Origin of the sequence: Streptomyces sp. NPDC088730, assembly GCF_044751215.1 — a bacterium.
In the GTDB taxonomy this organism is placed as follows: domain Bacteria; phylum Actinomycetota; class Actinomycetes; order Streptomycetales; family Streptomycetaceae; genus Streptomyces.
Genome location: NZ_JBIVLK010000001.1, coordinates 984,313 through 1,011,208, shown reverse-complemented (window position 1 = coordinate 1,011,208; position 26,896 = coordinate 984,313). Strand labels below are relative to the sequence as shown.

Here is a 26,896-nt window from a genome sequence, read left to right as displayed (position 1 = left end):
CTCTGGAGACAACTCCCGTGGCCGACGTGCCGGACGCGCTCACCCGGCCGGCCGGACGTCGAGGTCCACCGCTGCCTGGCTCTTCAGGTCGTCGACCAGGAAGTCGGCCAGGGCGGCCACCGTCGGATTGCTCCACAGGATCGTCGGCGGCAGGTCGATTCCGAACCTGCGGTTCAGCCGCACGCGCAGCCCCACGGTGAGGACCGAGTCGACACCGAGGTCGACGAGGGGCCGGTTCGGGTCGATGTCCGCGGCCGGCAGATTGAGCTCGGCGGCCACCTGTTCGTTGACGTCCTGTGCCACCCGGTCCCGCAGCTCCTCCTCCGGCAGCTCCAGCCAGTCGGCGACGCTGCCGGCCGGCTCACCGGCGTGGTCGGTCTCCGTGACGCTCGTCAGCTCGCTGAACACCGGCAGCCGCCGCTCGGGGAGCACCCGCATGATCGCGTAGTACGGGCTGTGGAAGCGGTCGCTGAACGACCAGGCGCGGAACGCCTCGGTGATGGAGATGCTGCCCAGACCGCGCGACTCCGCCTCGATGGTCGTCGTGCCCGCGGTGGTCTCCGCCATGCCGGCTCCGCGCCACGAGGTCCACGCGAGGCTGGTCGTCTCGGTGGAGCCGCCGGCGTTGCGGTACGCGGCGAGTCCGTCGAGGAAGGAGTTGCCCGCCGCGTAGCTCGCCTGGCCGGTCAGCCGTGCGAGCTGTCCGCACGAGGAGAACAGCGCGAAGAAGTCGAGCGTTCCCGGCGGGAACATACGGTGCAGAACCATCGCTCCGCGCATCTTCGGTGCCATCGCCTGACGCAGCCCGTCGAAGTCGACGTTGTCGACCAGGGCGTCCGCCACCACTCCCGCGGCGTGGACCACACCGCGGATGGGCGGCAGGCCGAGCGCCGAGGGGTCGAGTGCCGCCGCGGCCCTGTCGGCGTCCGATATGTCGAGCGCGAGCACCCGGACCGTCACGCCCAGTGCCTCAAGGGCGAGGACGGCGTCGATCTGGCGCCGCGTCCCGGCGTCCTCGATTCCGGCCCAGCGCGCCCGCGGTGGCAGTCCGCGCCTGCTCACGAGTACGAGGCGACGGGCGCCCCGGTCCACCAGGTGACGGGCCACCTCAAGGCCGAGTGCCCCGACGCCGCCGGTGATCAGATACGTACCGTCGAGACGGCACTGCACGGAGCCGGGGCCGGCCGCGCGGTCGATCCGGGTCAGGCGCGCCACCGAGGCGCCGTCCTTGGTCAGCGAGATGACGTCCTCACTGCCCGGGAGGCTGGACAGGACCCTGAGCAACCGGTCCGCGGCGTCGCTGTCGAAGGCGGCGGACTCCGCCTGGACATCCACGACCCCGCCCCACAGGTCGGGGCGCTCACCGGCGATGATCCGGGAGACTCCCCAGAGCGGCGCGTGGGCGAGCGCCGACTCGTGTTCCGCGTCGCGGACGCCCTGGGTCAGACACCAGAGTTTCAGCGGCGATTCGGCGGTGGGGTCGGCCCGCTCGGCGAGACGGCGGCTCAGTGACTGCGCCGCGTCGATCAGCGTCCACGCGTTGCGCTCCGCGGCGGACTCGGGTGGTTCGCCCACGCCTTGCGGCGTCGGGGCCACCAGCAGCGCGCCCGGTGTGTCGAGTGACAGCTTCTCCAGGTCGGCGGCCGATTCGACGCGGAGGCACCGTACGCCGGACCGGCCCAGGTGGCCGGCGAGTGCGCCGGTGACGGAGTCGTCGCCCAGCAGCACCAGTTGTCCCGGCGTGACGCCGTCCCCAAGCTCGACGGACCGCCAGTCGAGCTCGTGCACCAGCTCGCTCGGCGCCATGATGCCGCCCGGCCGGTCCTGCACGATCGTGTAGCGCAGGCCGGTGACCTCGCACACCACCTGACCGTTCTCGTCGGCCACCAGCACATCGATGGTGGTGTCGGGATCGGTCGCCGAACGCGTGGTGTGCACCGTGACCCGGCCGGGCGGCGGACCGCGGAAGACCATGGCCTCGATGTGCGAGGACGTGCGCAGGGTCGTCGCGTCCTCCTTGGTCACGAGCACTCCGCTGACCGTGAGGGCGCCGTCGATGACGGCGGTCCAGCTGCTGGGGTGGAGCTTGGGCTCGTGGTCGATGATCACCGTGGCCAGCTGCTCGACCTCGTTGCGGCGCAGTTCCGTGACCACCCACGGGAAGGTGTAGCCCTCGACGCCCATGTTCCTGAACATGGTGTCGACCCGGGTCCAGGTCCACTCCTCGGGGCACCGCTCCCTGATGGCCGCGACGTCCTCCATCGGCCGCGTGCCGGCCACCGCCGTCCGGTCGACCGTCGCCGTGGTGTGCGTCAGCCACTCCAGCTCCTGGTTGGCCGTCGCGTCGCCGGCGTCCCGCTGGATGCAGCTCGCGAGGCGCGCCTGGTTCTGGTCGAGCACGACCTGCACCACCCGGGGAGGCAGGGCCGCCAGGGGTGTGCGGAAGACGATGTCCTTCAGCCCCGGCACCGAGTCGCCGTGCGTCGCCGCCGTCACGAAGGTGTTGAGGACGACCGAAGCAGGTACCGTCTCGACGCCGACGACCTTGTGACTCTGCGCGTAGGGACGGCTGTCCATGTCCAGGTGGGTCTGCCAGACCTGCTGGGCCGGTGCGCCGGCGACGGTCATGCGGCCGCCGAGGAGGGTGTGGGTGTCCGGGTCGTGTCCGCGGCCATGGCTCTCGCCCGTCGTCGCCGGGAAGATCCAGTACGGGCGGTGCTGCCATTGGGCCGTGGGCAGCGGCAGCAGCGTGCCCTCGTGGTCCTGCCAGTCGATGTCCACGCCGTTGCAGTGCAGTTCGGCGAGGTTCCGGAGGAGCTGGCCCGTCTCCGGTACGTCGCGCCGCAGGGACACGGCGACGCGGACGCCCTCGGCCCCGGCGTCCTCTGCGGTCTCCGTGATGGAGTGCGCGACCACCGGGTGCGAGGAGATCTCCAGGAAGGTGTGCTCGCCGTCGTCGAGAGCCGCCCGCACCGCCTGGGCGAACCTGACCGGCTCGCGCAGGTTGGTGCCCCAGTACTCCCCGTCTCTCGCCACGCGGGACCGCGGGTCGGGGAGCGCGCTGCTGTACAGGGTGATCTGCGGCTCCTTCGCGGTCAGCCGGCGGGCCGCGGCCGTGACCTCTTCGAGGACGGCGTCGACCTGCGGGCTGTGGAACGCCACGTCCGTGTCGACCCGTCTCACCTGGATCCCCGCGGAACCCCACTCTTCGATGAGGTTCTCGACCGCGGCACGGTCCCCTGAGACGACGGTCGACCGGGGACTTGCCGAGATCGCGGCGACGATGTCGTCCCAGCCCGCGAGGTGGCGCTCCACATCCGCCAGCGACTCTCCGACCAGTGCCATCCCGCCGAGGCCGGCGACGCGTTGCAGTGCCGCGGCGCGGCGGCAGGCGAATCGGGCGGCTTCCTCCACGTCGAGCGCGCCCGCGGCCACCGCCGCCGCGATCTCTCCGACGGAATGCCCGATGACCGCGCTCGGCGTCACGCCCTTGGCGCGCCACGTCCGAGCGAGGGCGATCTGCATGGCGAACGTCATCGCCTGGACCACGGTCACGGTCCACGGACCCCCGTTGCCGATGACCTCGCGGGGTGTCCAGCCCAGCTCCTCGTGGAAGATCTCCGCCAGGGAGTCGATGGCCTGGGCGAAGACGGGCTCGTCGCGCAGGAGTTCCCGGCCCATTCCGGTCCACTGCGCCCCGTGCCCGGAGAACACCCACACCACCCCCGGGCCCCATGCGGGGTTGGAGCGTCCGGTGATCAGCTCGGGGGTGCGCTCCCCGGCGGCCAGGGTGTCCAGTCCGGCGACGAGTTCCTGAACCGAGCCGGCCACCAGCGCCGCCCTCGTCTCCAGGTGCGAGCGACGGTGGGCCAGGGTGTGCGCGACCGCGTCCAGGGACACGCCGGGGTTCTCGCGGAGCCGGTCGGCCGTCACCGCGGCGAGGGAGCGCAGCCCGGCTTCGGACATCGACGACAGCGGGAACAGCCGGCGCGTGTCCGCCGGGAGGGTCCCGGCGACGGGAACCTCCTCCGGTTCCGGCGAGGGGGCCGGGGCCGGGGCCTCCTGGAGGATCAGGTGGGCGATCGTCCCGCCGACGCCGTAACTCGACACGCCTGCCCGGCGGGGCTGCTCGCCGGCGGGCCAGGGTGTCGTCTCCTTGACCAGGCGCAGACCGCCGCTGTCGAGTTCGAGGTCGGGGTTGGCCTCGGTGTGCAGGCTCCTGGGAAGCTCGCCGTGCTCCATCGCGAGCACGGCCTTGATGGCGCCGGCGATGCCGGAAGCGGCCTCGACGTGGCCGATGTTGGGCTTGAGGCTGCCCAGCATGCAGGGGCTGTCGGCCGGTCTTCCGGCGCCGAACACCCGGGCGAGGGCGCGTACTTCCGCCAGGTCACCGACCGGGGTTCCGGTGCCGTGCGCCTCCACGTATCCGACCGAGGCGGGGGCGATCCCGGCCCGGCCGTACACCTGACGGAGCATGTGCTCCTGGGCGTCGGCGCTCGGCGCCATCATGCCGTCGGACCTGCCGTCCTGGAACACCCCGCTGCCCAGGATCAGCGCACGCACCGGATCTCCGTCGCGGCGGGCGTCCACGAGCCTCTTGAGCACCATGACGCCCGCACCCTCGCCACGGCCGTAGCCGTCGGCGGCCTTGTCGAAGGCCTTGCTGCGTCCGTCGGGCGAGGTGGCGCCCGCCGCGTCGAGGGCGACGTTCAGCGCCGGGCTCGCCATGATGTTGATGCCGCCCACGATGGCCGTGGACGTCTCGCCGAGCCGCAGGCTCTGGCAGGCCAGGTGCAGCGAGGTCAGGGAGCCCGCGCAGGCGGTGTCGACGGCCATGCTGGGGCCGTTGATGTCCAGGAAGTAGGAGATCCGGTTCGCTATGCCGTAGAAGGTGGTGCCGTTGACCGCCCAGGCTCCGGATCTGGGCAGGTCCTCCAGGAGCCGGCGGCCGTAGTCGTTGGAGTTGGCCGACATGAACACCGAGGATTCGGAGCCACGCAGGGCCAGGGGCGGCAGGCCGGAGTCCTCCAGCGCCTCCCAGGCCATCTCCAGCAGGATGCGCTGCTGCGGATCGAGGTACTCCGCCTCTCGCGGAGTGATTTTGAAGAAGTCGGCGTCGAATCCCTCGATGTCGTCGAGGAACATGCCCTTCCGGGTGGTCTTCCGCAGAATCGCGGTCGCCTCCGGGCTCTGTGCCGCGTAAGGCTCCCAGCGCTTGTCCGGCATTTCGCTCACCGCACTGCGGCCCTCGACGAGGGTCGCCCACAGCTTCGCGGGCGAGTCGAGGTCGGGTGCGAAACGACAACTCATTCCGATGATGGCAACGACTTCGTCTGTCTCAGGAACTTGCTGCTCGCCCACAATTCCTCCACTTACCTCGGGTCCCGGGACCAACCGATCCACACAACGAGCGGTACGGATTTCTCAGCGCACAAGTCTCACCTCAACGGACCGAGTTCACGCCGGTGCGCTGCGGGATACCTCTCCCGACTCGGTCCTGGCCCGCAGGCTCAGCGGACGCATGTCGGTCCATACCTGAGAAATGTGCTCCAGGCAGGCGTCCTTGGGGCCGCTGAAGCCCGTCTCCGACCAGCCGGCCGGGATTTCGCGATCCACCAGCCAGATCGAATACTGTTGCTCCGCATTGACGACGACGTGATAGTCGCGGCCTGTGTTGCTCATTCTTCTACCTCCTGGCCGAATACAGTACGCACGTTGACCATGACAGACAGCCCGAGTTTCCCTTTTTTCTTCACCGATTCCTTCGGACAATCGGTGGAAGTGCCTCACCGCCGGAATTGTCGGCACGCCGCAGCGTCACCTGCCCGGCCAGTTCTTCCAGCGTTCCGGCCGCCATCAGGTCCCGCAGCGCGACCTTCACTCCGAAGAGGCCGTCGATCCGGTTCTGCAGCCGGGCCGCGAGCAGTGAGTCGCCCCCGAGCTCGAAGAAGTTGTCGTCCGCGCCCACCCGGTCGACGGCGAGCAGTTCCGAGTACAGCCCGGCGAGCCCTCGTGGAACCTCGCCCCGCGGTTCGCGGTAGGGCTGTGCGGGCCGCCACTTGCGCCAGTCGGCCGGCGGCAGTGAGAGCCGGTCGATCTTGTTGGAGGTGTTCAGGGGCAGGCGGTCCAGGAGTACGTAGGCGACGGGCACCATGAACTCCTGCAGATGCCGCACCGCGTGGGAGCGCAGTTCGGCGGGGGTGACGGGCCCGCGCGTGACCAGGCAGGCGACCAGTTGGCTCTGCCCCTCCTCCCGTACCCCGACCACGCACACCCGGGCCACGTCCGGGTGACGGCCCAGCGCCCATTCCACTTCGCCCACCTCGACGCGGTGCCCGCGGATCTTGACCACGTCGTCGATGCGCCCGCGGTGCTCCAGCACCCCGTCGGCCCTCAGCCGTCCCGCGTCTCCGGAGCGGTAGAGCCGGCTGCCCGGGGCGCCGAAGGGGTTCGGGCGGAACTTGTCCGCCGTCAGCGCGGGATCCGCGAGATAGCCGAGCGCGAGAGCGGGCGAGTCGACCCACACCTCCCCCATCGCCCCCTCGGCCACCGGAGCCAGGTCCTCCTCAAGGAGGTGCACGCGCACCCCGGGCAGCGGCCGGCCCACGGGCGGCGCGGCGGCGCGGTCGGCGGCCGTAGCCGTGGCCGCCGTGCACCGCGATTCCCACGGGTACAGCGAGTTGGCGATCTGGAATGCCTCAAGGGACCCGTAGGAGACGGTGACTTCGAACGGAAGGCCCTCCGGTGCCCAGTGGTTCAGCTTGTCGCCGCCGACCGTCATCAGCCGCAGGGAGCAGTCCCGCGGCCAGTCGAGCGATTGCAGCACCTCGCCCACGGGGGTGATGACGAAGGTCTGCGTGATCCTGTGGTCGAGCAGCCATTCGCGCAGGGCGGCCGGCGATGCCACGACCTCCGGCTCCGCGATGTGGGTGCTGGCCCCCGCCCACAGCAGCATGCACACCTCGTGGACGGAGATCCCCGCACCCGTCGGCGCGAGCCAGGACCCGCGGTCCGCCGGGCCGGTGCGGTTGACGGCGACGCCCTGGGACACCCCGTGGGTGAGCCAGCTGTGCTGGGCCAGGACGATCTTCACCTTGCCCGAGGAGCCCGAGGTGTGCATGGCGAACGCCAGGTCGGCCGGCCCGACCGCGATGCCGGGATCACCGGTGTCCGTACCCGGCGCCGCCAGCGCCTCCTCGACCACGAGTACCCGGGCCGCCCGCGCCGACAGCTGCGCGGCCCCGCTCGCGCTCGTCAGGACGACCGGTGGGCCCGTGAGGCCGATCGCACGCGCCGTCCGCTCCGCGGGTGCCTTCGGGTCGAGCGACATGCAGACGGCGCCCGCCTTCAGGGTGGCCAGCATCGAGACGACCCATTCGACGGACCGTGCGAGGTGGACGGCGACCACGTCCTGCCGCCGCACCCCGTTGGCCAGCAGGACCCGCGCCAGCCGGTTCGCCCGCTCGTTCAGCTCGGCGTAGCCGACCCGGACCTCGCCGTGCTGGATCGCCAGCGCGTCGGGCCTCGTCCTCGCGTGGTGCTCGACCGCTCCCGGCACGGTGGTCATCGGGTTCGTGGTCAATGGTCCCCCTCCTCCGGGCTCTCCGCCATCGCGGCGATCATGGCGTCGACTTCGGACTCGGAGAGCCCGTCGATCCAGTCCTCGCTCTCCACCGCGAGGCCGGTGTCCTCCGAGACCGCGATCTCTTCGACGGCGTCGGCCATCGCCTGCAGCCCGGGTTTCAGGAACAGGGTCTCCATCGGGATCTCCCTCCCGAACGCGGCGTGGATCCTCGACACGAGCTGCACGACCATCAGGGAGTGCCCCCCGAGCTCGAAGAAGTTGGACTCGCCGCCGATGCCGCTGACGCCGAGCATCTCTTCCCAGACGGCCGCCAGGGCCTCGGCGACCTCGCCGCTGGGCGGTGTCGAGGGCGCGTGCTGCTGGACCTCCTCGCGCCGCAGCGCTGTCAGCGCGCGCCGGTCCAGCTTTCCGTTGCGCGTGAGCGGCAGCTCGTCCAGCACCATGACGACCGTCGGAACCATCCAGTCGGGAAGGGTCCGCAGCAGCTTGCGCCGGATCTGTGTCGGGGTCGGCGCGGGCTCCACGGCCGGCACCACACAGGCGTGGAGCGCCAGGCCGGTGCCCCGGTCCTCGGCGACGAAGGCCGCGCCCCCGGCCACCTCTTCGAGGCCGAGAAGGGCGGACTGGATCTCCCCGAGCTCCACCCGGTGTCCGCGGATCTTGTACTGCTGGTCGGCGCGCCCCCGGTAGACCAGCTCACCGTCCCGCCTGCGCAGGGCGATGTCCCCCGTCCGGTACATCCGCGCGCCGGGAACGGGGCTGTACGGGTCCGGGAGCATCCGCAGCGCCGTCAGCGCGGGGTCACCCTGGTAGCGCTGGGCGACCCCGCCGCCACCGACGAATATCTCGCCGGGTATTCCGGGGGGCACGGGCCGCAGTTCGGCGTCGAGCACATAGAGGGACAGGTCCGCCAGCGGTTCCCCGAGGAGGGAGTCCGTCTCGGCGGTGTCGGCGCGGACGACCCGCCGGAACGTGACGTGCACCGTCGTCTCGGTGATCCCGTACATGTTCACCAGCTCGGGACCCTGCTCGCCGAACGCCTCGAACCATTTCGCCAGGGCGCCGAAGTTCAGCGCCTCGCCGCCGAACACCACGTAGCGCAGGGCGAGCCGAGGGCGTCTGGCGAACGCGACGTCGGCCGTCTGGAGGAAGGCGGACGGGGTCTGGCTGAGGACCGTGACGCTTTCGCGTCCGAGGAGTTCGAGAAAGGCGTCCGGCGCCCTGGTCACCCAGTACGGGACCACGACGAGCCGGCCCCCGTACAGCAGCGCCCCCCACAGCTCCCACACGGAGAAGTCGAAGGCGGAGGAGTGGAACAGCGTCCACACGTCGTCGCCGCCGATGTCGAAGACCCGGTCGGCCGCGGCGAACAGCCGCAGCACGTTGGCGTGCGACACCACCACGCCCTTGGGGGAGCCGGTCGAACCCGAGGTGTAGATGACGTAGGCCGGGGACTGGGGCGCCACCGCGACCTCGACCGCCTCCTCGGCCGCGTCCCGTAGTTCCGGGGCGTCCCAGTCGAGCGGGACGACCCGCGCCGGGCCCTGGGGCAGCCGCCCGGCCAGCTCGGGCGACGCGATCACGACCGTCACGGCGCAGTCAGCGAACTGGCTCGCGGTCCGGTCGGCCGGGCTGTCCGGGTCGATGGAGAGGTACGCGGCGCCGCACTTGAGGACGGCCAGCACGGCGGTGGGCAGGTCGGCGGTCCGCTCGACCATGAGCGCCACGGTCGTCCCCGGGCCTGCCCCGTGGCCGAGCAGTACGTGCGCCAGACGGTCGGCGCGCCGGCCCAGCTCCGCGTAGGACAGAGCGCTCCGCTCGTCGCAGACCGCGATCGCGTCCGGCTCGCGGGCGGCCCGGTCGCGGAACCGGGCGTGCAGCGTCGTGGTGGGGTCGCGGAAGTCGGCGGCGGGGGCGGCGGCGAGCTCTTCGTGCTCGGCCGGGGTGATCAGCGGCACGTCACAGAGCGGCCGGCCGGGATCGGCCGTGCCCGCCTCCATGAGATGGGTCATCCACCGCACGTACGAGGCCACGGTCGACTCGTCGAACAGCTCGTCGTCGTAAGGGAAATAGCCCACGACGCGGTCGTCCTCGCACCACAGCTCCGCCATCAGGTCGAAGTGCGTCGCACCGCCGTCGAGATCGGCGAAGCTCACGTCGAGGCCGGGGAGGTCCGGTGGCTCCGGAGCGCCGTCGCGCAGGCTGAAGGACGTCTGGAAGACCGGCGTGACCCCGGGTACCCGGGCCGGCTGGAGCTCGCGCACCAGCATGTCGAAGGGCACGTCCTGATGGGCGAGTGCCGCGTTGAAGGCGTCCCGGGTGCGCCGGACGAGCTGCCGGAGCGAGGGCCGCCCGCTCACGTCGACCCGGATCGCCAGCCAGTTCAGGAAGTAGCCGAGCATGTGCTGCAGTTCGGGCTTGGTCCGGCCTGCGACCGGCACGCCGACGACCAGCTCCTCGTGTCTGGTCAGCCGGGAGAGGAGGCCGAAGTAGAGGGAGAGGAAGGCGACATGGAGCGTGGTGGAGTTCTCGTGGGCGAGCTGTCGCATGGCGGCGACCAGGGGCGGGGCGAACTCGACGCGGTGGAATCTGCCCTGACTGGCCCTGATCGCCGGGCGCGGACGGTCGGTCGGCAGGTCGAGCGCCTCGGGTATGCCGTCCAAGGCTTCGCGCCAGAAGTCGAGTTGCCGCTCCATGGCCTTGCGGTCCATGGTCTCGCGCTGCCAGTGCGCGAAGTCGGGGTACTGGAGGTCGAGCGGTTCGAGCTCCAGCGGGCTGCCGAGCTCGGCGGCGTAGAGCGCTCCGAGGTCGCTCAGCAGGATCCCGAGCGACCAGTAGTCGGAGACGATGTGGTGCTGGACGATCACGAACAGGTGGTCGTCCTCGCCCAGTTCGGACAGCTCGCAGCGCAGCAGCGGCCCCGTACTCAGGTCGAAGGGCTGCGCGATCGCCTGCGCGGCCCGGCTGCGAGCCGCCGCCTCCGGGTCCGGTTCGTTCCCGCGGGCGTGCACCACGAGGGGGATGTCCACGCTGTCGAGGACGAACTGCCGGGGGCCGTCGGCGCCCGCCACGAACACCGTGCGCAGCGCTTCGTGGCGGGCGGTCAGCCGGCCGAGGGCCCGGCGCAGCGCCTCGACGTGCAGCCGGCCCCTGACCCTGAGCGCCGTCGGCACATGGAAGATCTCCCCGTGCGTGAGCAGCTCGCTCATGAACCACAGCCGCTCCTGCTCGAAGGACGCCGGGATCTCGGTGAGGGCCGGCGGCCGTCGCCGGACGCGGGCCGCGGCGTCCGGGGTGTTCTGTTCCATGATCCGCATCACGAGGTCACGCTGTGCGGGCGCCAGTGCCGCGAGCCGCTGTTCGAGCGGGTCGCGCCGGCCTGTCCCGTCCCGTTGCTCAGTCACTTCGCTCCTCTCTCTCGGATAGCGGTCCCTGCCTCAGCGCGCGGTGAAGCCGCCGTCCACGGCCAGTGCCGTGCCCGTGGTGCCGCCGGATTCGGGGCCGGCCAGCCAGAGGCAGGCCGCCGACACCTCCTGCGCGGTCACCAGCCGGCCGATCGCGTGGTACGAGGAGGAGCTGCGCTCGTAGTCGTCCAGGCTCGCCCCCATGGTCCGGGCCACGGCCGCCGTACTCGCGGTGTCCAGGCGGTCGTCGGCGGCCACCGTGCTCGGGCACACCGCGTTCACCCGGATTCCGGAGCGGCCGTACTCCAGGGCCAGCGCCTTGGTGAGGCCCACGACCGCGTGTTTGGAGGCGACGTAGCTCGAATACATCTCGTACGCGACGAGCCCGCCGACCGAGGCCGTGTTCACGATCACGCCGGAGCGCTGCGCGACCATTCCGGGCAGCACGGCGCGGCAGCAGCGCCAGGTCCCGTTGAGGTTGACGTCGATGACCATGTTCCAGTCCTGCTCGCTCAGTTCGTGCGAGCGCACCCCGCCGGGGGCGAGCAGGCCGGCGTTGTTGACGAGGATGTCGATCCGGCCGAACTCGTCGATGCCCGCGGCGACCGCCGCGTCCACGGCCGACTGGCTCCGTACGTCCGCGACCGCCGTCAGGACCCGGCCGCCGAGGCGGCGGCATTCGGCCGCGGTCTCCTCCAGTTCCTTGCGGCCCGAGAGCCGGTAGGGTCCGTCCTCCTCGCAGCGGTCGACCAGCAGCAGGTCGGCGCCTTCGCGTGCGAAGGTGAAGGCGTGGGAACGCCCCAGGGCACGGGCCGCGCCCGTGATCATCGCGATGTGTCCTTCGACCCGCATCGTCTTCCCCTCATCCCGTGCCACTGGAGAGCACTTCTCGCGGCCGGGTGGCGTCCGCCGCCCGTTTCTTCAGCAGCGTGGCCAGCCGGGAGAGTGCCGTGTCGAGCACGGCGACCGATCTGTGCAGCTCCGGCAGCACGATGTGCTCGTCGCTCGTGTGGTCCAGGTGGGCGTCGCCGGGCCCGTAGGCGACCATCGGCACCCCCCAGCGGTCGGCCACGTTCATGTCCGAGGTCCCGGCCTTCAGCTTCAGGACGGGTTCGCCGCCCTGGAGCATGATGGCCGCGCGCATCGCCCTGGCCACGGGGTCGCTTCGCGGCCGGCGCACCGCGGCGACCCGCTCGTCGAACTCCACCGTGCCGTCGCTGTGGCGCCGCAGGTGCCGCTCGAACGCGTCGAAGTCGAATCCGAGGGGCACCCGGCAGGTCAGGAACGCCTCGGCGCGGCTCAGATCTCCGCGCAGGCTCACCACGGTGCCCGCCGCGGCGTCGAAGGCGACGGAGTCCGCCGACCCGTGGTGGGCCCGCAGGTACTCCTTCACCAGGGCGCAGAAGCCGACGGCCGCCTCGACGGCGGTGGGTTCCGGGCTGCTGGTGTGCAGGGGTGGCCTGGTGACCTCGTACTCCACTCCGACCCGGCCCTTGTACCCCAGGCAGACGCCGTCCCAGCCGCTCGGCTCGCCGATCACCACCGCGTCGGGCGGTGCCATCGTGCGCAGCAGGTGGCGGGTGCCGCGGGAGCCCGCCACTTCCTCCCCCACGGCGCCGACCACCACCGCGCGTACGTTCGTCGCCCGGGACGCGGCCGTGATCAGCGCCGCCATGGGGCCCTTAGCGTCCACCGCGCCACGGCCGTAGAGCAGGTCGCCCACCCGGCATACGGGGACGGTGCCCGGGACGGTGTCGATGTGCCCGAGGAGCAGCACCGTCGGCGCGCCGACGGGCCCCGCGGCGCCGTGCACGTTTCCGGCTTCGTCGATGTGGGTGTCCATCCCGAGGTGTTCCATCTGCTCCGCGAGGAAGACGGCCAGCCGGCCCTCGTGCCCGGAGACGGACGGGATGGACAGCATTGACCTGAGGAGCCATGTGAGGTGGTCGGCCGAAGAGGTCACGCGCCCACCTGCCGTGCTCCCACAACGAGGGTTCCGGCGCCGTTGAGCGCGGAGTCCACCGGGCCGTCGATGCCGCCGTGGCCGATGACCACGTGCCGGACTCCGCCCAGTCCGGCCCGGACCGCGGCGCGTACCTTGTGCCGCATCCTGCCTCCCACGGCGTCCTGTTCCGGGCCCGGACAGTCGAGCCGGGCCATGACGGACGCGGGGTCCGCCGGGTCGCGCAGTACTCCGGGCACGTCGGTGAGGAGGACGAGTGCCTGCGCGCCCAGTGCCGTGGCGACGGCCGCCGCGACCTGGTCGGCGTCGACGTTGAGCAGCCGCCCTTCGTCGTCGGCGGCCGGCGGGGACACCACGGGGACGAGGCCGCCGGTGAGCAGGGTGCGCAGGACGGCCGGGGCGACGCGCGTGACCCGGCCCGCGTGGTCGTCGCGGATCAGCCGCACCCTGCCGTTCTCCCGGCTTCTGATCGCTGTCTTGCGTTCGGCCGTCAGCAGTGCGCCGTCCGCCCCGCACAGCCCGGCCGCGATCACGCCTCGCGCCCGCAGGCCGCCGACCAGGGCCGGTTTGACCCGGCCGAGCAGCGCCATGGCCAGGACGTCGAGCGCTTCCTCGTCCGTCCGTCTGCTCCGGGTGCCGTCGGGCGCCTCGATGGCCCGCACCGGGCGGTCCAGCTGCCCGGCGAGCCGGTCCGCCTCCGCTCCGCCGCCGTGCACGAGGACCACCTGGGTCCCGGCCCGGTGCAGAGCCGCGACGTTGTCGAGCGTCCGGCCGGGGTCCAGGCCGCCGCCGAGCTTCACCACGAGTACGCCGTCCATGGCCGCCACCCGCCTACACCGGGTGCAATCCGGGAAAGTCCACGCCGGTCCGTTCGGGGATTCCCGTGGCGACGTTCATGCTCTGGACCGCTCCCCCGGCGGCGCCCTTGACGAGATTGTCCAGGGCCGCGACGACGACGACGCGCTCGCCGTCGTCGTCGACGTCGAATCCGATGTCGGTGAAGTTGCTCCCGGTCAGGAACTGCGGATCGGGCAGCCGGTGCAGTCCCGCCCGCCGGGCCACGAGCCGGACGAAGGGTTCGCCGGCGTAGTGCCGGCGGTATGTCTGCCAGATCTCGGCGCGGGACACCGGCCGGGAAGGCCGGATGTGCGCGATGACCTGAACGCCCCTGACGAGGGGCACGGCGGTCACGGTCATCCGTGCCCTGATCCCGCACATCCGGCCGACTTCCCGTTCGTGCCGGTGTCCGGCCGCGCGGTACACGCGTAAGGCGTGCTGTCTCTCCGCGTGGTGGGTCGCCTCGCCGGGTGCCGCTCCCGCGCCGCTGGATCCCGTGCGCGCGTCGACGATGACGTCGCCGGCCACCAGTCCCGCCTCCGCCAGGGGTTTGATGGCGAGGGTGGCGGCCGTCGCCATGCAGCCGGGGACGCTGATCCGGTCGGCGCCGGCCAGCTCTGCCCTGTACAGCTCCGGGAGTCCCGGCACGAAGGGCGGGTCCGTGCTCCCGGCCGGGTCCCTGAAGTCCTGCCCCAGGTCCACGAGCAGGGCCGCGGCCCGGGTCAACCGGGGTTGCAGGCTCAGCGATTCGCCCTTGGGCAACGCGGTGAAGAGGACATCGACGGTTTCGAGGCGGTCGGGTTCCGTGAACGTGATGTCCGTGTAGTGCCGGAGGTTGGGGTGCGCGGCTCCGAGCGTGCCACCGGCGTGGCGCCGTGACGTCACCTGGACGAGGTCGAGGTCCGGGTGCCCGAGAGCCAGCCGTACGAGTTCACCGCCGGCATAGCCGGAGGCGCCGATGACCGAAGCCTTCATGGAGTCCTGCCCAACACGTAGTCGATCATCACATCGGCGACCGGGATCTTGGGATGCGCGGCCGCGAGGCCGTGGAACTCGACCCCGCCGTTGACTTCGATCACGAGCCGGTTCCCCTGGTCCGTCTCCAGGAGATCGACCCCGAGGATGCCGCCCCCCACCGCCTCCGCGGCGCGTTCCGCGAGTTCGGTGAGCTCGGGGTCGAGCACGCAGGCCCGCGCCTGCCCTCCCCGGGCGGTATTGCGTACCCAGTGCTCGCCGGCCCGCTCGATCGCGGCGACCGCCCGGCCGCCGACGACCAGCACCCTGATGTCACGACCGCGTACGAACTCCTGGGCGTAGGGCAGTTTCTGGACCGGTGAGGGCATCTGATCCCGCAGGCCGAAGACGGCCTCGGCCGCATCGGTGTCGTTGACCTTGGCGAGGCCCCGGCCCCAGGAACCGACCACGGGCTTGACCACGGCGGGGAACCCGACCTCGGCGACCGCCGCACCGCCGGACGAGGCGTCGAGTGCGATCGCGGTCTCGGGGATCGGGAGTCCGGCATGGTGCAGAGCGAGCGAACCGGCTATCTTGCTGCTGCAACACGTCAGTGTTGCAAGCGAGTTGAACACAGCAATGTCCAACGCTTCGTACAGTCTGCTTACTTCGAGCCTTCTGGTCGCTGAAATCGCACGGTTGAGAACAGCACGCCATTTCGGCGGCGGTCCGCCCACCCGGTAGACCAGAGTGCGGTCGTCCACGTGCACGCAGGACACCGCGCGGCGCCGGAACGCTTCGAGCAACATGCGTTCCTCAGCACGGATACGCGTGGCAATCAGCACTACTGGATACGACGACCGCACTCGCCCCCCGTCCCCCGTCATCGGATGCTGCCAGGCCGCCCGGCTCCCGGGCTATTCTCCCCAGTCCTCTTCGATCTCGGGGGCCAGGGCGAGGATCAGCGGGTCCACGGACACCACCTCAAGTCCCGTGGAGCAATCCACACAGTCAATAATCTCCGCGATCATCACGTCCGCGTCGACTGCAACGGTTGCGTGACACTCAGGGCATTCACTGGGTGAAACCGCCATATTGACTTTCCTCTCCCCAGGAGCATGGACCTGACATCCAGCGGAAGTAGAACACTCGAATCGCGAGGCAGTCAAGAGTAGGCCATGAGAATATTAAGTCTTGCTTCGGCCTGAGTACGTCGCCTAGCATCCAGCCCCAGTGCAGGCGCTGTCCCAGGTACCCCACATGAATCGATGAGGGTCGAGGAGTGAGCCACTTTCCGCCCGTAGAGACGTCACGTGTCCACACCATGACAGCGGTCGATCTGGCACCGCATCTCAACAACGTCGCCCTTACCGCAAGACAGAACCTGAGTGACGGCCGACTAAACGTTTGGGGGAACAGTTTGCAACTCGAAACCATCCCTTCCGGCCGGCTCTCCGTAGACGGAGTCCCCTTCGAGGGCATCAGCAGGGTCAGCTCCGAGCCCGACAACATCCGTTGCGAAGCCCAATATCTACAACTTCCCGAAGGCAAAGCGGAATGGTTGCACTTATTGGCGACCGCAGAACGGCGCTGCGAGGAGACCGTTCACATCCATTACTCCTCCGGGGCTGTCGATCCGGAGTGGATCAGGGTCTCTGATTTCTGGCCCGCGCAGGCGCACTTCGGCGAATCCCTTGCCGCGGCGTCACCCTCGATGCACTATCCGCACCACCACCAGGACAACCTGTCGGGTCAATTATGGGCCGTGCGGATACCGGTGACACGGAGAGAGCCCGTACGCGCACTCCGGCTGCCCGACAACCCGGCCTTACATATATTTGCCCTCACCATCGAGACTGTTCGGTGAACGCCCCGGCAGGGGGCTCTTTTGTTTCCTGGTACGACGATCTGAGCAGTTGTCTGCAGATGGATATCGGTTACGTACTCGAACGTGCGGGGTGGGATCCCGTCCAGGCGCTCGGCGCCGGATGGCGTTTCTCTGCACCTACGGGTCCCGTCGAATCGGTGGAATACTTCCATCCGGCCGGTGACCGCATCGAAGAATACTTTTGCCTGCACCACCCGGTATCGCTGCGCTGGCACAGTCCCCGCGACGCCGCCGCGGCCCACCACGACGTGGTGGCCTCACTCGCGCGGGGCGTCCTCCCCGTCGTCGCGGTGAACAACTACCACCTGCCCTTCCGGCCGGCCTACCACGACGTGCACGCGGCCCACCTCCTCGTCGTCACGGGGTACGAGCCGGAGCGCGAGGTGTACCGGATCGTGGACCCCATGCCGCCCGCCCACCGCGGAGACCTGCCCCGTTCCGTTCTCGAAGAGGCGCGCAGTTCCCTGGCCGTCGACGACGCGAGCGACCCGTTCTTCGCGGGCAGTTCCCCGGCCTGGCGCTGGCTGGAGGTACGCACCACCGGTCCGCAGCCCACGCTCTCGCTGCCCTGGCTGCGCGAGGTGGTGACGGACAACGTGGCCTCGATGCGCGGCACCGGAGGGGCCGAGGGCCCCGCCGTCCTCGCGCGCCTGCTCGACGAGCTGCCCGGCCGGATCCGCCGCGAGGGCAGGCGCGCCCTCCAGGAGATCTACGTCCTCGGCTGGCCGGCCCAGGCCGAGACGAGCCTGCACAGCACCTTCCTCACCCGGGCAGGGCTGCGGTTCGAGCGGCCCGACCTCGTGGAGGCCGCGCGCTGGGTCGACCTGGTGGCGCACAGCTGGACGGGACTGCGGGTCGGCTCGGCACACGGAGCCGTCGCGGACCACCCGGCCGAGCACCGGGTGACGGCCCTGGGCAGAAGGCTGCTGGTCCACTGGGAACAGAGCCTCCAGCGCCTGGAGGACGTACTCACGCACTGGGAAGACAAGCCGAAGGAGGTCTGATGAGCAAGCTCGCGATGCTCGGCGGAACACCGGCCGTCCCCTCCGGCACCGCGTCCGCGGCCACGACGCTCTGGCCGGTCGTCACGCCCGGGGATGAGCAGGCCGTGTCCCGCGTGCTGCGCGGTGGCCGGCTCACCGCGACCGCGGCCGGGGAGGCGGAAGTCCCCGCGCTGGAGCGGGAATGGGCCGCGCACGTCGGAGTGGCCCACTGCGTGGCCGTGAGCTCGGGAACCGCGGCCCTGCGGGTGGCGCTCGGCGCGCTCGGTATCGGCCCCGGCGACGAGGTCGTCGTCCCCGCGCTGACCATGAACGCGACCGCCCACGCGGTCCTCCAGTGCAACGCCACGCCGGTGTTCGCCGACATAGCCCCCGACACCTACACCTTGGATCCGAAGCGGGTTCCCGAGGTGCTGACGGAGCGGACCGCGGCGCTCCTGCCCGTCCATCTGCACGGACTGCCGGCCGATATGGACGAGTTGGCCTCCACGGCGGAGGCCGGCGCGCTGGCGGTGGTCGAGGACGCGGCGCAGGCGCACGGCGCCACCTACCGGAGCCGAAGAACCGGCGCGCTCGGTCTGGCCGGCTGCTTCAGTCTCCACCCGAGCAAGAACCTGCCGACCTGCGGGGAAGGCGGGCTGATCACCACCGACTCCGGTCCGCTGTACGAGGCCGCGCTCGCGCTGCGGAACTTCGGTGAGCGCGCACCGGCGGGCATCCGGACCTACATCGCGCACGGCGCGGGCGGCAACGCCCGGCTCGGTCCCGTACAAGCGGCCTTCACCCGCTCGCAGCTGACCCGCCTCCCGGCCTACTCGAAGGACCGGGACCTGGCCGTCACCGCCCTGCTCGGCCGGCTCGCGGCGCTGCCCGGCCTCCGGGTCCCGCACGTGCCGGCGGACCGCTCGCACTCCTGGCACATCATCCGGCTCCTGCTCGTGCCCGAGGAGATGGACATGGCGGGCATCGCGCCCGCCGCGGTCCGCCGGGCGCTGCACCGCGTGCTCAGGGCCGAGGGAGTGCCCGTCTCGCAGTACCAGGTGGCTCCCCTGCCCGCGCACCCCGCCTTCCGCCCGGCGGACACGACGTACGAGGACATCGCCGCCCGGTTCCCTTCGACCTGCCAGGTCATCGACGGCTCGCTCTGTCTTCAGCGGCGCCATCTCAATCCGGCCGCCGCCGACGTGCTCTCCCTGTACGCGCGAGGCTTCGAGAAGGCCTGGGAGCACCTCGGTCTGGTCCGCGACATCGCCCGTGCACAGGGCACGGACGACTGGCGCCGGCACTTCGCGGACGGCGCCCGATGACGCGCCCTCTCGCGGAACTCGCGCACCGGCTGCGACGCGACATCGTGCGGATGGCCGCGGGCCCGCAGGGCGCGCACCTGGGCGGCAGCCTCTCCTGCGCGGACATCCTCGCCGTGCTCTACGGCGAGGTCCTCGGCGAGCGGGACGCCTTCGTCCTCAGCAAGGGACATGCCGCACCCGCGCTCTACGCCGCCCTCGCGGCCACCGGGCGGCTCGACCCGGAGGAGCTGACCCGGTACGCGACACCCGGGAGCCGGCTGTTCGGGCATCCGCCCCGCGGGCTGCCCGGTGTCGAGTTCCCCACCGGTTCGCTCGGACACGGCCTGAGCCTGGCCTCCGGCCTGGCCCTTGCCGAGAGGTTCTCCGGCGGCTCCGGGCGCGTCTATCTGCTGCTCGGGGACGGCGAGTTGCAGGAGGGGACGGTCTGGGAAGCGGCGATGTTCGCCGGGCACCAGCGGCTGAACAGCATCGTCGCCGTCATCGACCGCAACCGTCTCCAGATCACCGGGCCGACCGAGGACGGCGTGGGCCTCGAACCCCTCGCCACCAGGTTCGAGGCATTCGGCTGGGAGACCCGGACGGTCGACGGACACGATCTGGAGGCGTTGCGCACGGCCCTGAGCCGGCCCGGCGAGCGCCCCGTCGCGGTGATCGCACAGACGCTGAAGGGGCGAGGGGTGTCATTCCTGCAGGGGAAGACGGCGAGCCACTACGTGACGCTGCGGCCGGAGCTGCTCAAACGCGCGTACGCGAGCCTGGAAGCGCAGGCACCCTCATGACGGCCGCACCGGACAGGAAGGAGCCGGAGTCCCCCCGGCTCGCGTACCGCAGGGCGCTCATCGAACTGGCGGAGGCCGACGAACGCGTCATCTGCCTCGACTCGGACACCGGCGGGCTGGAGAACACCTTCGGCGCCCGGTTCCCCGAGCGCTACGTCAATGTGGGGATCGCCGAGGCGAACATGTTCGGCATCGCCGCCGGCCTGGCCTCCCGCGGATACCTGCCCTACGTCCACACCATGGCCACCTTCGCCACGATGCGGGCCGCCGAGCAGCTCAAGGTCGACATCGTCGGCAACGAACTGCCCGTACGCGTCGTCGCGACCCACGCGGGCCTCTCCGCGACGCACTTCGGAACCACCCACTACGGGCTGGAGGACCTGGCCGTCGCCAGGGCGCTGATGGACCTGACCGTCGTGGTGCCCGCGGACGCGTCGGAGACAGCTCCGGCGCTGCGGGCCCTGCACACCCTGCCGGGACCCTCGTACCTGCGGCTGGGACGCTCGGCCACCCCCGCCGTGCACGACGTCGTTCCCCGCTTCGAACTCGGGCGCGTGGTGCCCCTGCGGACCGGCGACGACGTCACGCTGATGGCCATGGGGCCGTATCCCGTGCTGATGGCCCTCCAGGCGGCGGACGAGCTCCTGGCCGACGGGGTGCGCTGCCGCGTGGTGCAGGTCCACACCCTCTCGCCGCTGGACACCGGGGCGGTGGTGCGCGCCGCGAGGGCCACCGCCGGGCTGGTCACGGTGGAGGAGCACCGCCCCTGCGGCGGACTCGGTGACGCCGTGGCGGAGACGATCGGCGAGCACTGCCCCGTACCGCACCTGCGGGTGGCCGTACGGGGCCGCGTGGGGACCGTCGTACGAGGACACCGGGAAGCCCTGGAGGAAGCCGGCGTCAGCGCGGCCGCGATCGGAGCGGCCGCGTTACGCGTCATCGGAAAACCGGAAGCCGTAAAGGTGGATGCCTGATGCCTGATCCCACAAGCTCGCAGATCGCCGAGGTCTACGGGCGCGTACTGAAGGTCGAGCACGTCCGCGACAGCGACGACTTCTTCACGCTCGGCGGCACCTCGCTGTCGGCGATCGAGCTGCTGGACGTCATCGACAAGGAATTCGGGGTGCGGCTCACGCCCAGGGTCTTCTACCGGGCGACGGTCGTCACCGAACTCACGCACGAGGTCAACGTCCGGCTCACGGACCCCGGCGAAGGAGCCTGACATGCGACTCACCCGACCTCCCTTCGGCCCCGCCGAGTTCAAGGACGCCGACCTGCTCGATTCCGCCTACTACGCGTCCGCCGATCCGCACGCGCTGTGGGCGCAGCTGCGGGAGCACGACCCCGCCTACTACTGCGACCCGGCCGACGGCCGCGAGGCGTTCTGGGTGCTGACGCGGCACGAGGACGTCTCGATGGTGCTGCGCGACTACGAGTCGTTCACCTCCCGGCGCGGGACCATGCTGTGCATCATCGATCTGAGCATGCCCGACTTCGCCTCCGACGAGATGATGCCCGACACCGATCCGCCCCGGCACCGGATGCTGAGGGAACCGGTGAACCGGGCGCTGACTCCCCGCGCCGTCGCCGCACAGGAGGAGCCGATACGCGCGATCGTCCGCGACCTGCTGCGCCCGGCGCTCGACGGCGGGGTGTTCGACATGGCGCAGGCCGCGCTGCTGTTCCCCATGGCCTTCACCGGAACGCTCATGGGTCTGCCGCGGGAGAACTGGCGGCGCATGTCCGAGCTGACGGCGATGACGATCGCCTACGACGACCCCGACTACTCGGTCGGCGACTCCAGGGCCACGCTTCGCCAGGCGCACCACGAGCTGTTCGACTTCTTCCTGAGCGAAGTCCGGTCCCGGCAGCGTTCCGACGACCACGGCGGTGATCTGCTGAGCATTCTGCGCTCGATGGACGTCGACGGGGCTCCGCTGACCGAGCAGCAGCTCGTCCTCAACTGCTACGCCCTCCTGCTGGGCGCGAACGTCACGACACCGCACGTCACATCCACGCTGGTGGCCATGATGGCCGAGCATCCGGGGCAGTTCCGCAGGGTCCGCGAGGACGAGGGCCTTCGGCGGCTGTGCGTCCAGGAGACCCTGCGCTGGTCGTCCCCGGCGAGCCACTTCATGCGCTACGCACTGCGCGATGTCCAGCTGCACGGCAGGACGCTGCGGGAGGGCGAGCCGGTGAGCGTGTGGCTGGGTTCGGCCAACCGTGACGAGCGGGTCTTCGACCGGCCGTACGAGTTCGACGTGACGCGGCAGCCGAACAAGCACGTCGCCTTCGGCGTCGGGCCGCACTACTGCATCGGCGCCGGACTCGCCACCCTCGGCCTGCGCATCTTCCTGGACGAGCTGATGAACCTGGTGGAGCGGGTCGAACCGGCCGGCGAGGTGACTCATCTGGCATCGAACCTGGTGGCCGGCTACAAGAACATGCCGGTGCGGCTCACCCCGCGGGCCGGGGTCACCGAACGGACCCTCTCGGAGGCCGCCGGATGACCGAATCGCCACGCCCCCCGGCCGGGACCAGGGCCGGCTCCTGGTTCGACGACCGGTTCCGGCTCGGCGGCGCCTCCGCGAGCCTGTACTGCTTCCCCTTCGCGGGAGGGACGGCCGGCTACTACGCGCCCTGGGCCCCGCGCTTCCACGACACGGTCGAACTCGTCCCCGTCCAGCTGCCCGGCCGGGGACCCAGGATGGCGGAGCCGGGTCCCACCGACATGGCGGAGCTGGCCGACGAGATCGCGGCCCTGATCGCCCGCGCGCCGACCAGGCCCCTGCTGTTCGGGCACAGCATGGGGGCGATCATCGCGTTCGAGGTGGCCAGGCGCCTCGAACGGCTGGGCGGTCCGGCGGACTTCCTGTTCGTCAGCGGCCGCCCCGCCCCGCCCATCCGCCGCCCCCGGACCCGGTTCTCCACGCTGCCCAGGGCCGAGTTCGTGCAGGTGCTCCGCGACTACGGGGCCGCCTCGGAGGAGATCCTGGCGCATGACGAGCTGCTCGACGTCCTGATCCCCATGATGCGGGCCGACTTCGCCCTGATCGAGGGGTACACGTACACGCCGGGCCGGGCCCTGGGCTGCCCCGTCCTGGCCTGGTGCGGCGACGCCGACCCCGAGGTGGAGGCCGAGGAGATGCGCCGCTGGGGCGAGATGACCTCGGAGCGGTTCGAGCTGTTCGTCCGCCCCGGTGGACACTTCTTCCTCACCGACCACCGGGCCGAGGTCGCGACGACGATCCAACAGTCCGTCACCGTCTGACGGTTACCGGTGCGTCGCGCCCCGGTCCGGGGCGCGACCGCCGCCCGGAGTCAGCCGGGCCCACCGGCGTCGATGGCCGTGGCGAGCTCCCGGACGGTCGGGTGGACGTACAGCAGCCTGACCGGCAGTTCACGCCCGAAGCACTCGCCCAGGACGCCCGCCACCTGCAGTACCTGGATCGAGTCGCCGCCGAGCGCGAAGACCGAGTCCTCCCGGCCCACCGGGCCCTGCTTCAGCTGTTCCTGGATGACCCGGGCCACCACCGACTCCGTCGCCCCCTGCGGGGCCACGTACCGCGAGGGCCCGGCAGCGCCGTCGCGTTGGGCGAGAATCCGGACGGCGTCGGGGCTGCCCCCCGGGTCTCGCGCGATCTGCGGGACGGCCAGGACCTGGGCCAGTACGCCGCGCCGGGCGAGGGCCGCTGCCACGGCGCTCCTGACCGCCTCGGGTTCCACGGAACCGTCGGGCACCACGGCCACCACGGTACTGCCGCCGGCGAACTGGTCCGGTGCGAGGTGCTCCTCCAGGTGGGGGTTGCCCGGATCGGCGCCGATCAGGAGGTACGGCCGGGGCTGGTTCAGGGCGGCGAGCAGCAGCCCCAGCCCGTCGGAGGGTTCGATCAGCCGCAGCCCGCGGCGCTGCGCGGCGGCGATCAGCGGACTGCCGTCGTTCATGCCCACGCCGGCCCACATGCTCCACGCCAGACAGCGCACATACCGGCCACCGGCCGCCCAGCGGTGCGCGAAGCCGTCGAGCGCCGCGTTCGCCGCGGCGTAGGCGCTGTAGGCGCTGCCGCCGAGGAAGCCGTTGACCGAGGAGAACAGCACCACACCGGTGTCCGGGTGGCCGTCGAGCAGCTCCCCGACCGCCGCCCCGCCTTCGAGTTTGGAGTGCAGCATGGTGCGCAGCCAGGGGACACTCTCCCTGCCGAACTGATGAGCCGAGAGGTCCTCCCACTGCGGGGCCGGCGACGCGCCCGCGGTGTGGACCACCAGGTCCAGGGGCCGCCCCCAGTGCTTCTCGGCCTCGGTGACCGCTTCGCCCAGCGCGGCCGCGGAGGCGACATCCACCGCGGCGTAGCGCACATCGCCCAGGTCGCGGAGATCGCGCAGCACGGCACCGGCTCCCGTGCGGGGCAGTTCGGCCTCCGGGGTGCGTCCGGTGATCAGGAGCCGGGCGCCCAGGGCGGCGACCAGGTACTCGGCGACGATGCGGCCGAGACCGCCGAGACCGCCGATGACCAGACAGGTGCCGCCGGGCCGCAGGGCCTCGGCCGGGACGCCGAGCTCGGTGGGCCTGGCCGTCATCCGCAGCCGCGGTGCGTACGCCGTGCCGTCCCGGACGGCGATCGTGTCGGTTCCGTACCTGGTCAGCGCGAGCCGGGCGCACTCGGCGGCGCCGGCGTCCGCGGGCACGTCGAGCAGCCCGACCGAGCCGAGCAGGCCTTCGGCGGCGGCGCTGCGGACCAGGCCGGAGAGCGCCGCCCGGCCCGGGTCCACCTCGTCCTCCGCCGCCACGCCCAGGGCGTGCCGGGTGAGGACGGTGACCTCGGCGTCCGGGTGGGCCCGCGCGAGGGCAGCGAGAGCGACCAGCAGGTGCGCCGCCGCGAGGCCGTCCGGCGCCGCCCCGGCCACCGCCGGTCCCGGCCCGCTCGCCCACGCGTACAGCACCCGGAGCGGCTCGCCGAGGTCCCCGGTGAGGTGGGCGAGCGCGCGGTCGTGCTGCTCCGGGTCGAGGGGGTCCACCTCCGCGTGCCCCGGCCCGGGGGTCCGCGGCCGGATTCCGGCCGAGAGCACCCTGATCCGTCCGCCGGGAAGGAGTCCGGTGAGGTGTTCCGCCAGGGTGCTGTCCCCCGGCGCGTACAGCAGGACCGGCCGGGTGGGCGAGTCCGCGCCGGCCTCGTCGACGGCTGTCCAGACGCGTTCGAGCAGCCAGTCGTCCTCCGTCTCGTCGCGTGCGGGCCGCCGGTCGTACTGCCGGCCGTCGAACCGCCCGTCCGCGTAGGCCTCGGCGAGCTGATTGCGCTGGATCTTGCCGCTGGCCGTTCTGGGGAACTCGTCGGCGGTCACGGGTACGACCGCCTTCGGCCGCAGCGCGAGGTCACGGGCGAGTTCCGCCCGGATGGCGGTGACGGTGCCGTCGAGGTCTCCGGCCGCGTCCTCGGCGGGCACGAAGAACACGAGGAGCGCACCGGTGTCGGCCTCCTCGTCGCGGACGGCGCACACCGCGGCGCAGGCCGGCCGTACGCCGGGGCACTGTTCGACCACCGCTTCGATGTCGGACACCGGATGGTTGGCGCCGTTGACGATCACCATGTCCTTCTCGCGGCCGGTGAGCGTGAGGCGCCCTTGGCGCAGGAACGCGAGGTCCCCGGTCTCGAACCAGCCGTCGTCGGTGAAGCTCGCCGCGTTGGCGGGCGCGTTCCTGAAGTATTCGAGCAGCAGGGTGTCCCCGGTGACCTGGAGCCGTCCGACGCGGCCCTCGGGGAGGACCTCGCCCCCGCGGCCGACGATGCGCAGGCCGACCCCGGGTATCGGGGGTCCGGCGTCGGCGAGCACGACAGCGCGCGGTGTGCCGTGCGGGAGCGCGACCAGCGGGCCGTCCAGCGAGGCCGGATCGAGGGAGACGGTGCCCACCGCGGGGTCCCGCGCGTCCATCGCCGAGTAGGTGACCCCCGACGAGGTCTCCGACATGCCCCAGCAGGGGACCATCGCGGAGGGCGGCAGTCCGTGCGGGGTGAGCAGTTCGAGGAGGCGGTGCGCGGTGCGCGGCACCACCGCCTCCCCCGCGTTGCAGATGTGCCGGAGCCGCGAAAGGTCCCAGCTGCCCGCCTCGATCTCCGCGGCGTGCTTGTTGACCAGTGCGAACGCGAAGTTGGGCGCCCAGGTGTTGGTGATCTCGAAGTGCTCGCACCAGTCGAGGAGATTCACCGGGCGGCGGACGAGGGAGTCCGTGAGCGCGTTGACGTGTTCGCACCGCAGCAGGACGTCCCGCACGTTCGACATGACGATGCCGCCGACGTGGTCGAGGGGCATGAAGTTCAGTGTGACCTCGTGCTCGGTGAATCCGTTGGCCTGGGCGGTCGCGTAGCTGCGCGCCACGACGGACCTGTGCGCGTGCCGCACGCACTTGGGCGTTCCGGTGCTGCCCGAGGTCAGCAGGTTGAGCGCCGGCTGATCGGGGTGGGCGGCCTCTGGTTCGGCGGCCTCCGCGGCGGTCAGCTCCGCGACGGAGCCGGTCCTGAACCCGGCCCCCCAGCCACGGCCCAGGCCGGCGACGCCGTCCCGCAGCTCCGTATCGGTCAGCACGAAGGGCCTGCCGAGCAGCTGCCAGGCCGACCGCAGCTTGCGTGTGACGGCGTTGTCCGCCGTGTAGTCGGGCGCGGGCCCCACCGGAGTCGGCAGGAAGCCACCGAGCACACAGGCCCAGAAGCCGGTGAGGAAGGCGCGGCTGTCGGCGCATTGGAGCAGCACGGCCTCGCCCCGGCCGATCCCGGCCCCTCTCAGTCCGGCCAGCAGCCGCAGCGCCTCGTCCAGCAGCTCCGCGTACGTCTGCCGGTCCGTAGCCCCGTCCCGGAGCACGAAGGTCGTACCGCGCTCCGGCGCGAGTTCCGCCGCCTTGAGCAGGGCCTCGGTCAGCGTTCCCACGCCGTCCGCCGGAACGCGCGGTGCGGGGCCGGTGCTGACGGCCGGCCGGTCGTCCGGGAGCGGGGTTCCGGCCGCAGCGGCCGTGGCCGGTGCGCCTTCCGGGTCCCGCCCGCCGGATGCCTCAGGTGTCCTCACCCGGTGGCGGGTGACCGCCACCGCCTCGCGCACGCCGGGAACGGCGCCCGCGAGAAGGCCGATCCCCGTCAGGTCCGCCGGTGCGGTGCGCGGCGTCCCGCCGATGTCACTCACGCTTTCCCCCC

The 26,896-nt window shown here is 71.5% G+C and carries 19 protein-coding genes; 8 read left to right on the top strand and 11 right to left on the bottom strand.

All coding sequences use genetic code 11. The features are described from left to right. Nucleotides 1–39: 39 nt before the first annotated feature. The 10 genes from ACIP89_RS04520 to lysW form a co-directional block, all read right to left on the bottom strand. Entirely contained in the window at nucleotides 40–5,361 is a 5,322-nt protein-coding gene (locus ACIP89_RS04520) for an acyltransferase domain-containing protein (protein WP_402112970.1), read from the bottom strand. Nucleotides 5,362–5,457: 96 nt separating this feature from the next. Beyond that, the gene (locus ACIP89_RS04515; RefSeq protein WP_401922662.1) at nucleotides 5,458–5,682 is read right to left on the bottom strand and encodes an MbtH family protein; all 225 of its coding nucleotides are present in this window, start codon (nucleotides 5,680–5,682) and stop codon (nucleotides 5,458–5,460) included. A 70-nt stretch (nucleotides 5,683–5,752) separates the two neighbouring features. Beyond that, on the bottom strand, nucleotides 5,753–7,582 hold the full coding sequence (locus ACIP89_RS04510; RefSeq protein WP_402112967.1) for an AMP-binding protein: 1,830 nt from the start codon (nucleotides 7,580–7,582) through the stop codon (nucleotides 5,753–5,755). Next, nucleotides 7,579–10,989 (bottom strand): amino acid adenylation domain-containing protein, encoded by a 3,411-nt coding sequence (locus tag ACIP89_RS04505; RefSeq protein ID WP_402112964.1) that lies wholly within the window; start codon nucleotides 10,987–10,989, stop codon nucleotides 7,579–7,581. Before ACIP89_RS04505 ends, ACIP89_RS04510 begins: the two co-directional genes overlap by 4 nt. Nucleotides 10,990–11,022: 33 nt before the next feature. Then, nucleotides 11,023–11,841: an SDR family oxidoreductase gene (locus tag ACIP89_RS04500; RefSeq protein WP_401922656.1), complete on the bottom strand. Its 819-nt coding sequence runs from the start codon at nucleotides 11,839–11,841 to the stop codon at nucleotides 11,023–11,025. A 10-nt stretch (nucleotides 11,842–11,851) separates the two neighbouring features. After that, entirely contained in the window at nucleotides 11,852–12,952 is a 1,101-nt protein-coding gene (locus ACIP89_RS04495) for a M20/M25/M40 family metallo-hydrolase (protein WP_401922654.1), read from the bottom strand. Further along, nucleotides 12,949–13,770 (bottom strand): [LysW]-aminoadipate kinase, encoded by an 822-nt coding sequence (locus ACIP89_RS04490; RefSeq protein ID WP_401922652.1) that lies wholly within the window; start codon nucleotides 13,768–13,770, stop codon nucleotides 12,949–12,951. The genes ACIP89_RS04495 and ACIP89_RS04490 overlap by 4 nt, the downstream gene beginning before the upstream one ends. Before the next feature lie 13 nt (nucleotides 13,771–13,783). Continuing rightward, entirely contained in the window at nucleotides 13,784–14,764 is a 981-nt protein-coding gene (argC, locus tag ACIP89_RS04485; protein ID WP_401922649.1) for an N-acetyl-gamma-glutamyl-phosphate reductase, read from the bottom strand. Further along, on the bottom strand, nucleotides 14,761–15,630 hold the full coding sequence (locus tag ACIP89_RS04480; protein WP_402112961.1) for a RimK family alpha-L-glutamate ligase: 870 nt from the start codon (nucleotides 15,628–15,630) through the stop codon (nucleotides 14,761–14,763). Before ACIP89_RS04480 ends, argC begins: the two co-directional genes overlap by 4 nt. A 30-nt stretch (nucleotides 15,631–15,660) precedes the next feature. Next, the gene (gene lysW / locus ACIP89_RS04475; protein ID WP_401922644.1) at nucleotides 15,661–15,837 is read right to left on the bottom strand and encodes a lysine biosynthesis protein LysW; all 177 of its coding nucleotides are present in this window, start codon (nucleotides 15,835–15,837) and stop codon (nucleotides 15,661–15,663) included. Nucleotides 15,838–16,067: 230 nt separating this feature from the next. Between lysW and ACIP89_RS04470 the strand changes: the two genes are divergently transcribed. Genes ACIP89_RS04470 through ACIP89_RS04435 form a run of 8 tightly spaced genes read left to right on the top strand, consistent with a single transcriptional unit; the run spans nucleotide 16,068 to nucleotide 22,989 of the window. Further along, on the top strand, nucleotides 16,068–16,610 hold the full coding sequence (locus ACIP89_RS04470; protein WP_401922642.1) for a hypothetical protein: 543 nt from the start codon (nucleotides 16,068–16,070) through the stop codon (nucleotides 16,608–16,610). After that, the gene (locus tag ACIP89_RS04465; protein ID WP_401925330.1) at nucleotides 16,502–17,635 is read left to right on the top strand and encodes a BtrH N-terminal domain-containing protein; all 1,134 of its coding nucleotides are present in this window, start codon (nucleotides 16,502–16,504) and stop codon (nucleotides 17,633–17,635) included. Before ACIP89_RS04470 ends, ACIP89_RS04465 begins: the two co-directional genes overlap by 109 nt. Further along, on the top strand, nucleotides 17,635–18,939 hold the full coding sequence (locus ACIP89_RS04460; RefSeq protein ID WP_402112959.1) for a DegT/DnrJ/EryC1/StrS family aminotransferase: 1,305 nt from the start codon (nucleotides 17,635–17,637) through the stop codon (nucleotides 18,937–18,939). Before ACIP89_RS04465 ends, ACIP89_RS04460 begins: the two co-directional genes overlap by 1 nt. After that, nucleotides 18,936–19,718 (top strand): transketolase, encoded by a 783-nt coding sequence (locus ACIP89_RS04455; RefSeq protein WP_401922634.1) that lies wholly within the window; start codon nucleotides 18,936–18,938, stop codon nucleotides 19,716–19,718. The genes ACIP89_RS04460 and ACIP89_RS04455 overlap by 4 nt, the downstream gene beginning before the upstream one ends. Further along, nucleotides 19,715–20,692 (top strand): transketolase family protein, encoded by a 978-nt coding sequence (locus tag ACIP89_RS04450; protein ID WP_402112957.1) that lies wholly within the window; start codon nucleotides 19,715–19,717, stop codon nucleotides 20,690–20,692. The genes ACIP89_RS04455 and ACIP89_RS04450 overlap by 4 nt, the downstream gene beginning before the upstream one ends. Further along, nucleotides 20,692–20,940 (top strand): acyl carrier protein, encoded by a 249-nt coding sequence (locus ACIP89_RS04445; RefSeq protein WP_401922630.1) that lies wholly within the window; start codon nucleotides 20,692–20,694, stop codon nucleotides 20,938–20,940. The genes ACIP89_RS04450 and ACIP89_RS04445 overlap by 1 nt, the downstream gene beginning before the upstream one ends. 1 nt (nucleotide 20,941) lies before the next feature. Next, nucleotides 20,942–22,228: a cytochrome P450 gene (locus ACIP89_RS04440; RefSeq protein ID WP_401922627.1), complete on the top strand. Its 1,287-nt coding sequence runs from the start codon at nucleotides 20,942–20,944 to the stop codon at nucleotides 22,226–22,228. After that, nucleotides 22,225–22,989, top strand: coding sequence for a thioesterase II family protein (locus ACIP89_RS04435; RefSeq protein ID WP_401925322.1), 765 nt, complete (start codon nucleotides 22,225–22,227; stop codon nucleotides 22,987–22,989). The genes ACIP89_RS04440 and ACIP89_RS04435 overlap by 4 nt, the downstream gene beginning before the upstream one ends. Before the next feature lie 50 nt (nucleotides 22,990–23,039). Here ACIP89_RS04435 and ACIP89_RS04430 read toward each other — a convergent pair whose 3' ends face one another. Then, nucleotides 23,040–26,885, bottom strand: a complete 3,846-nt coding sequence (locus tag ACIP89_RS04430) for an SDR family NAD(P)-dependent oxidoreductase (protein ID WP_402112954.1) — start codon at nucleotides 26,883–26,885, stop codon at nucleotides 23,040–23,042. Nucleotides 26,886–26,896 lie beyond the last annotated feature (11 nt).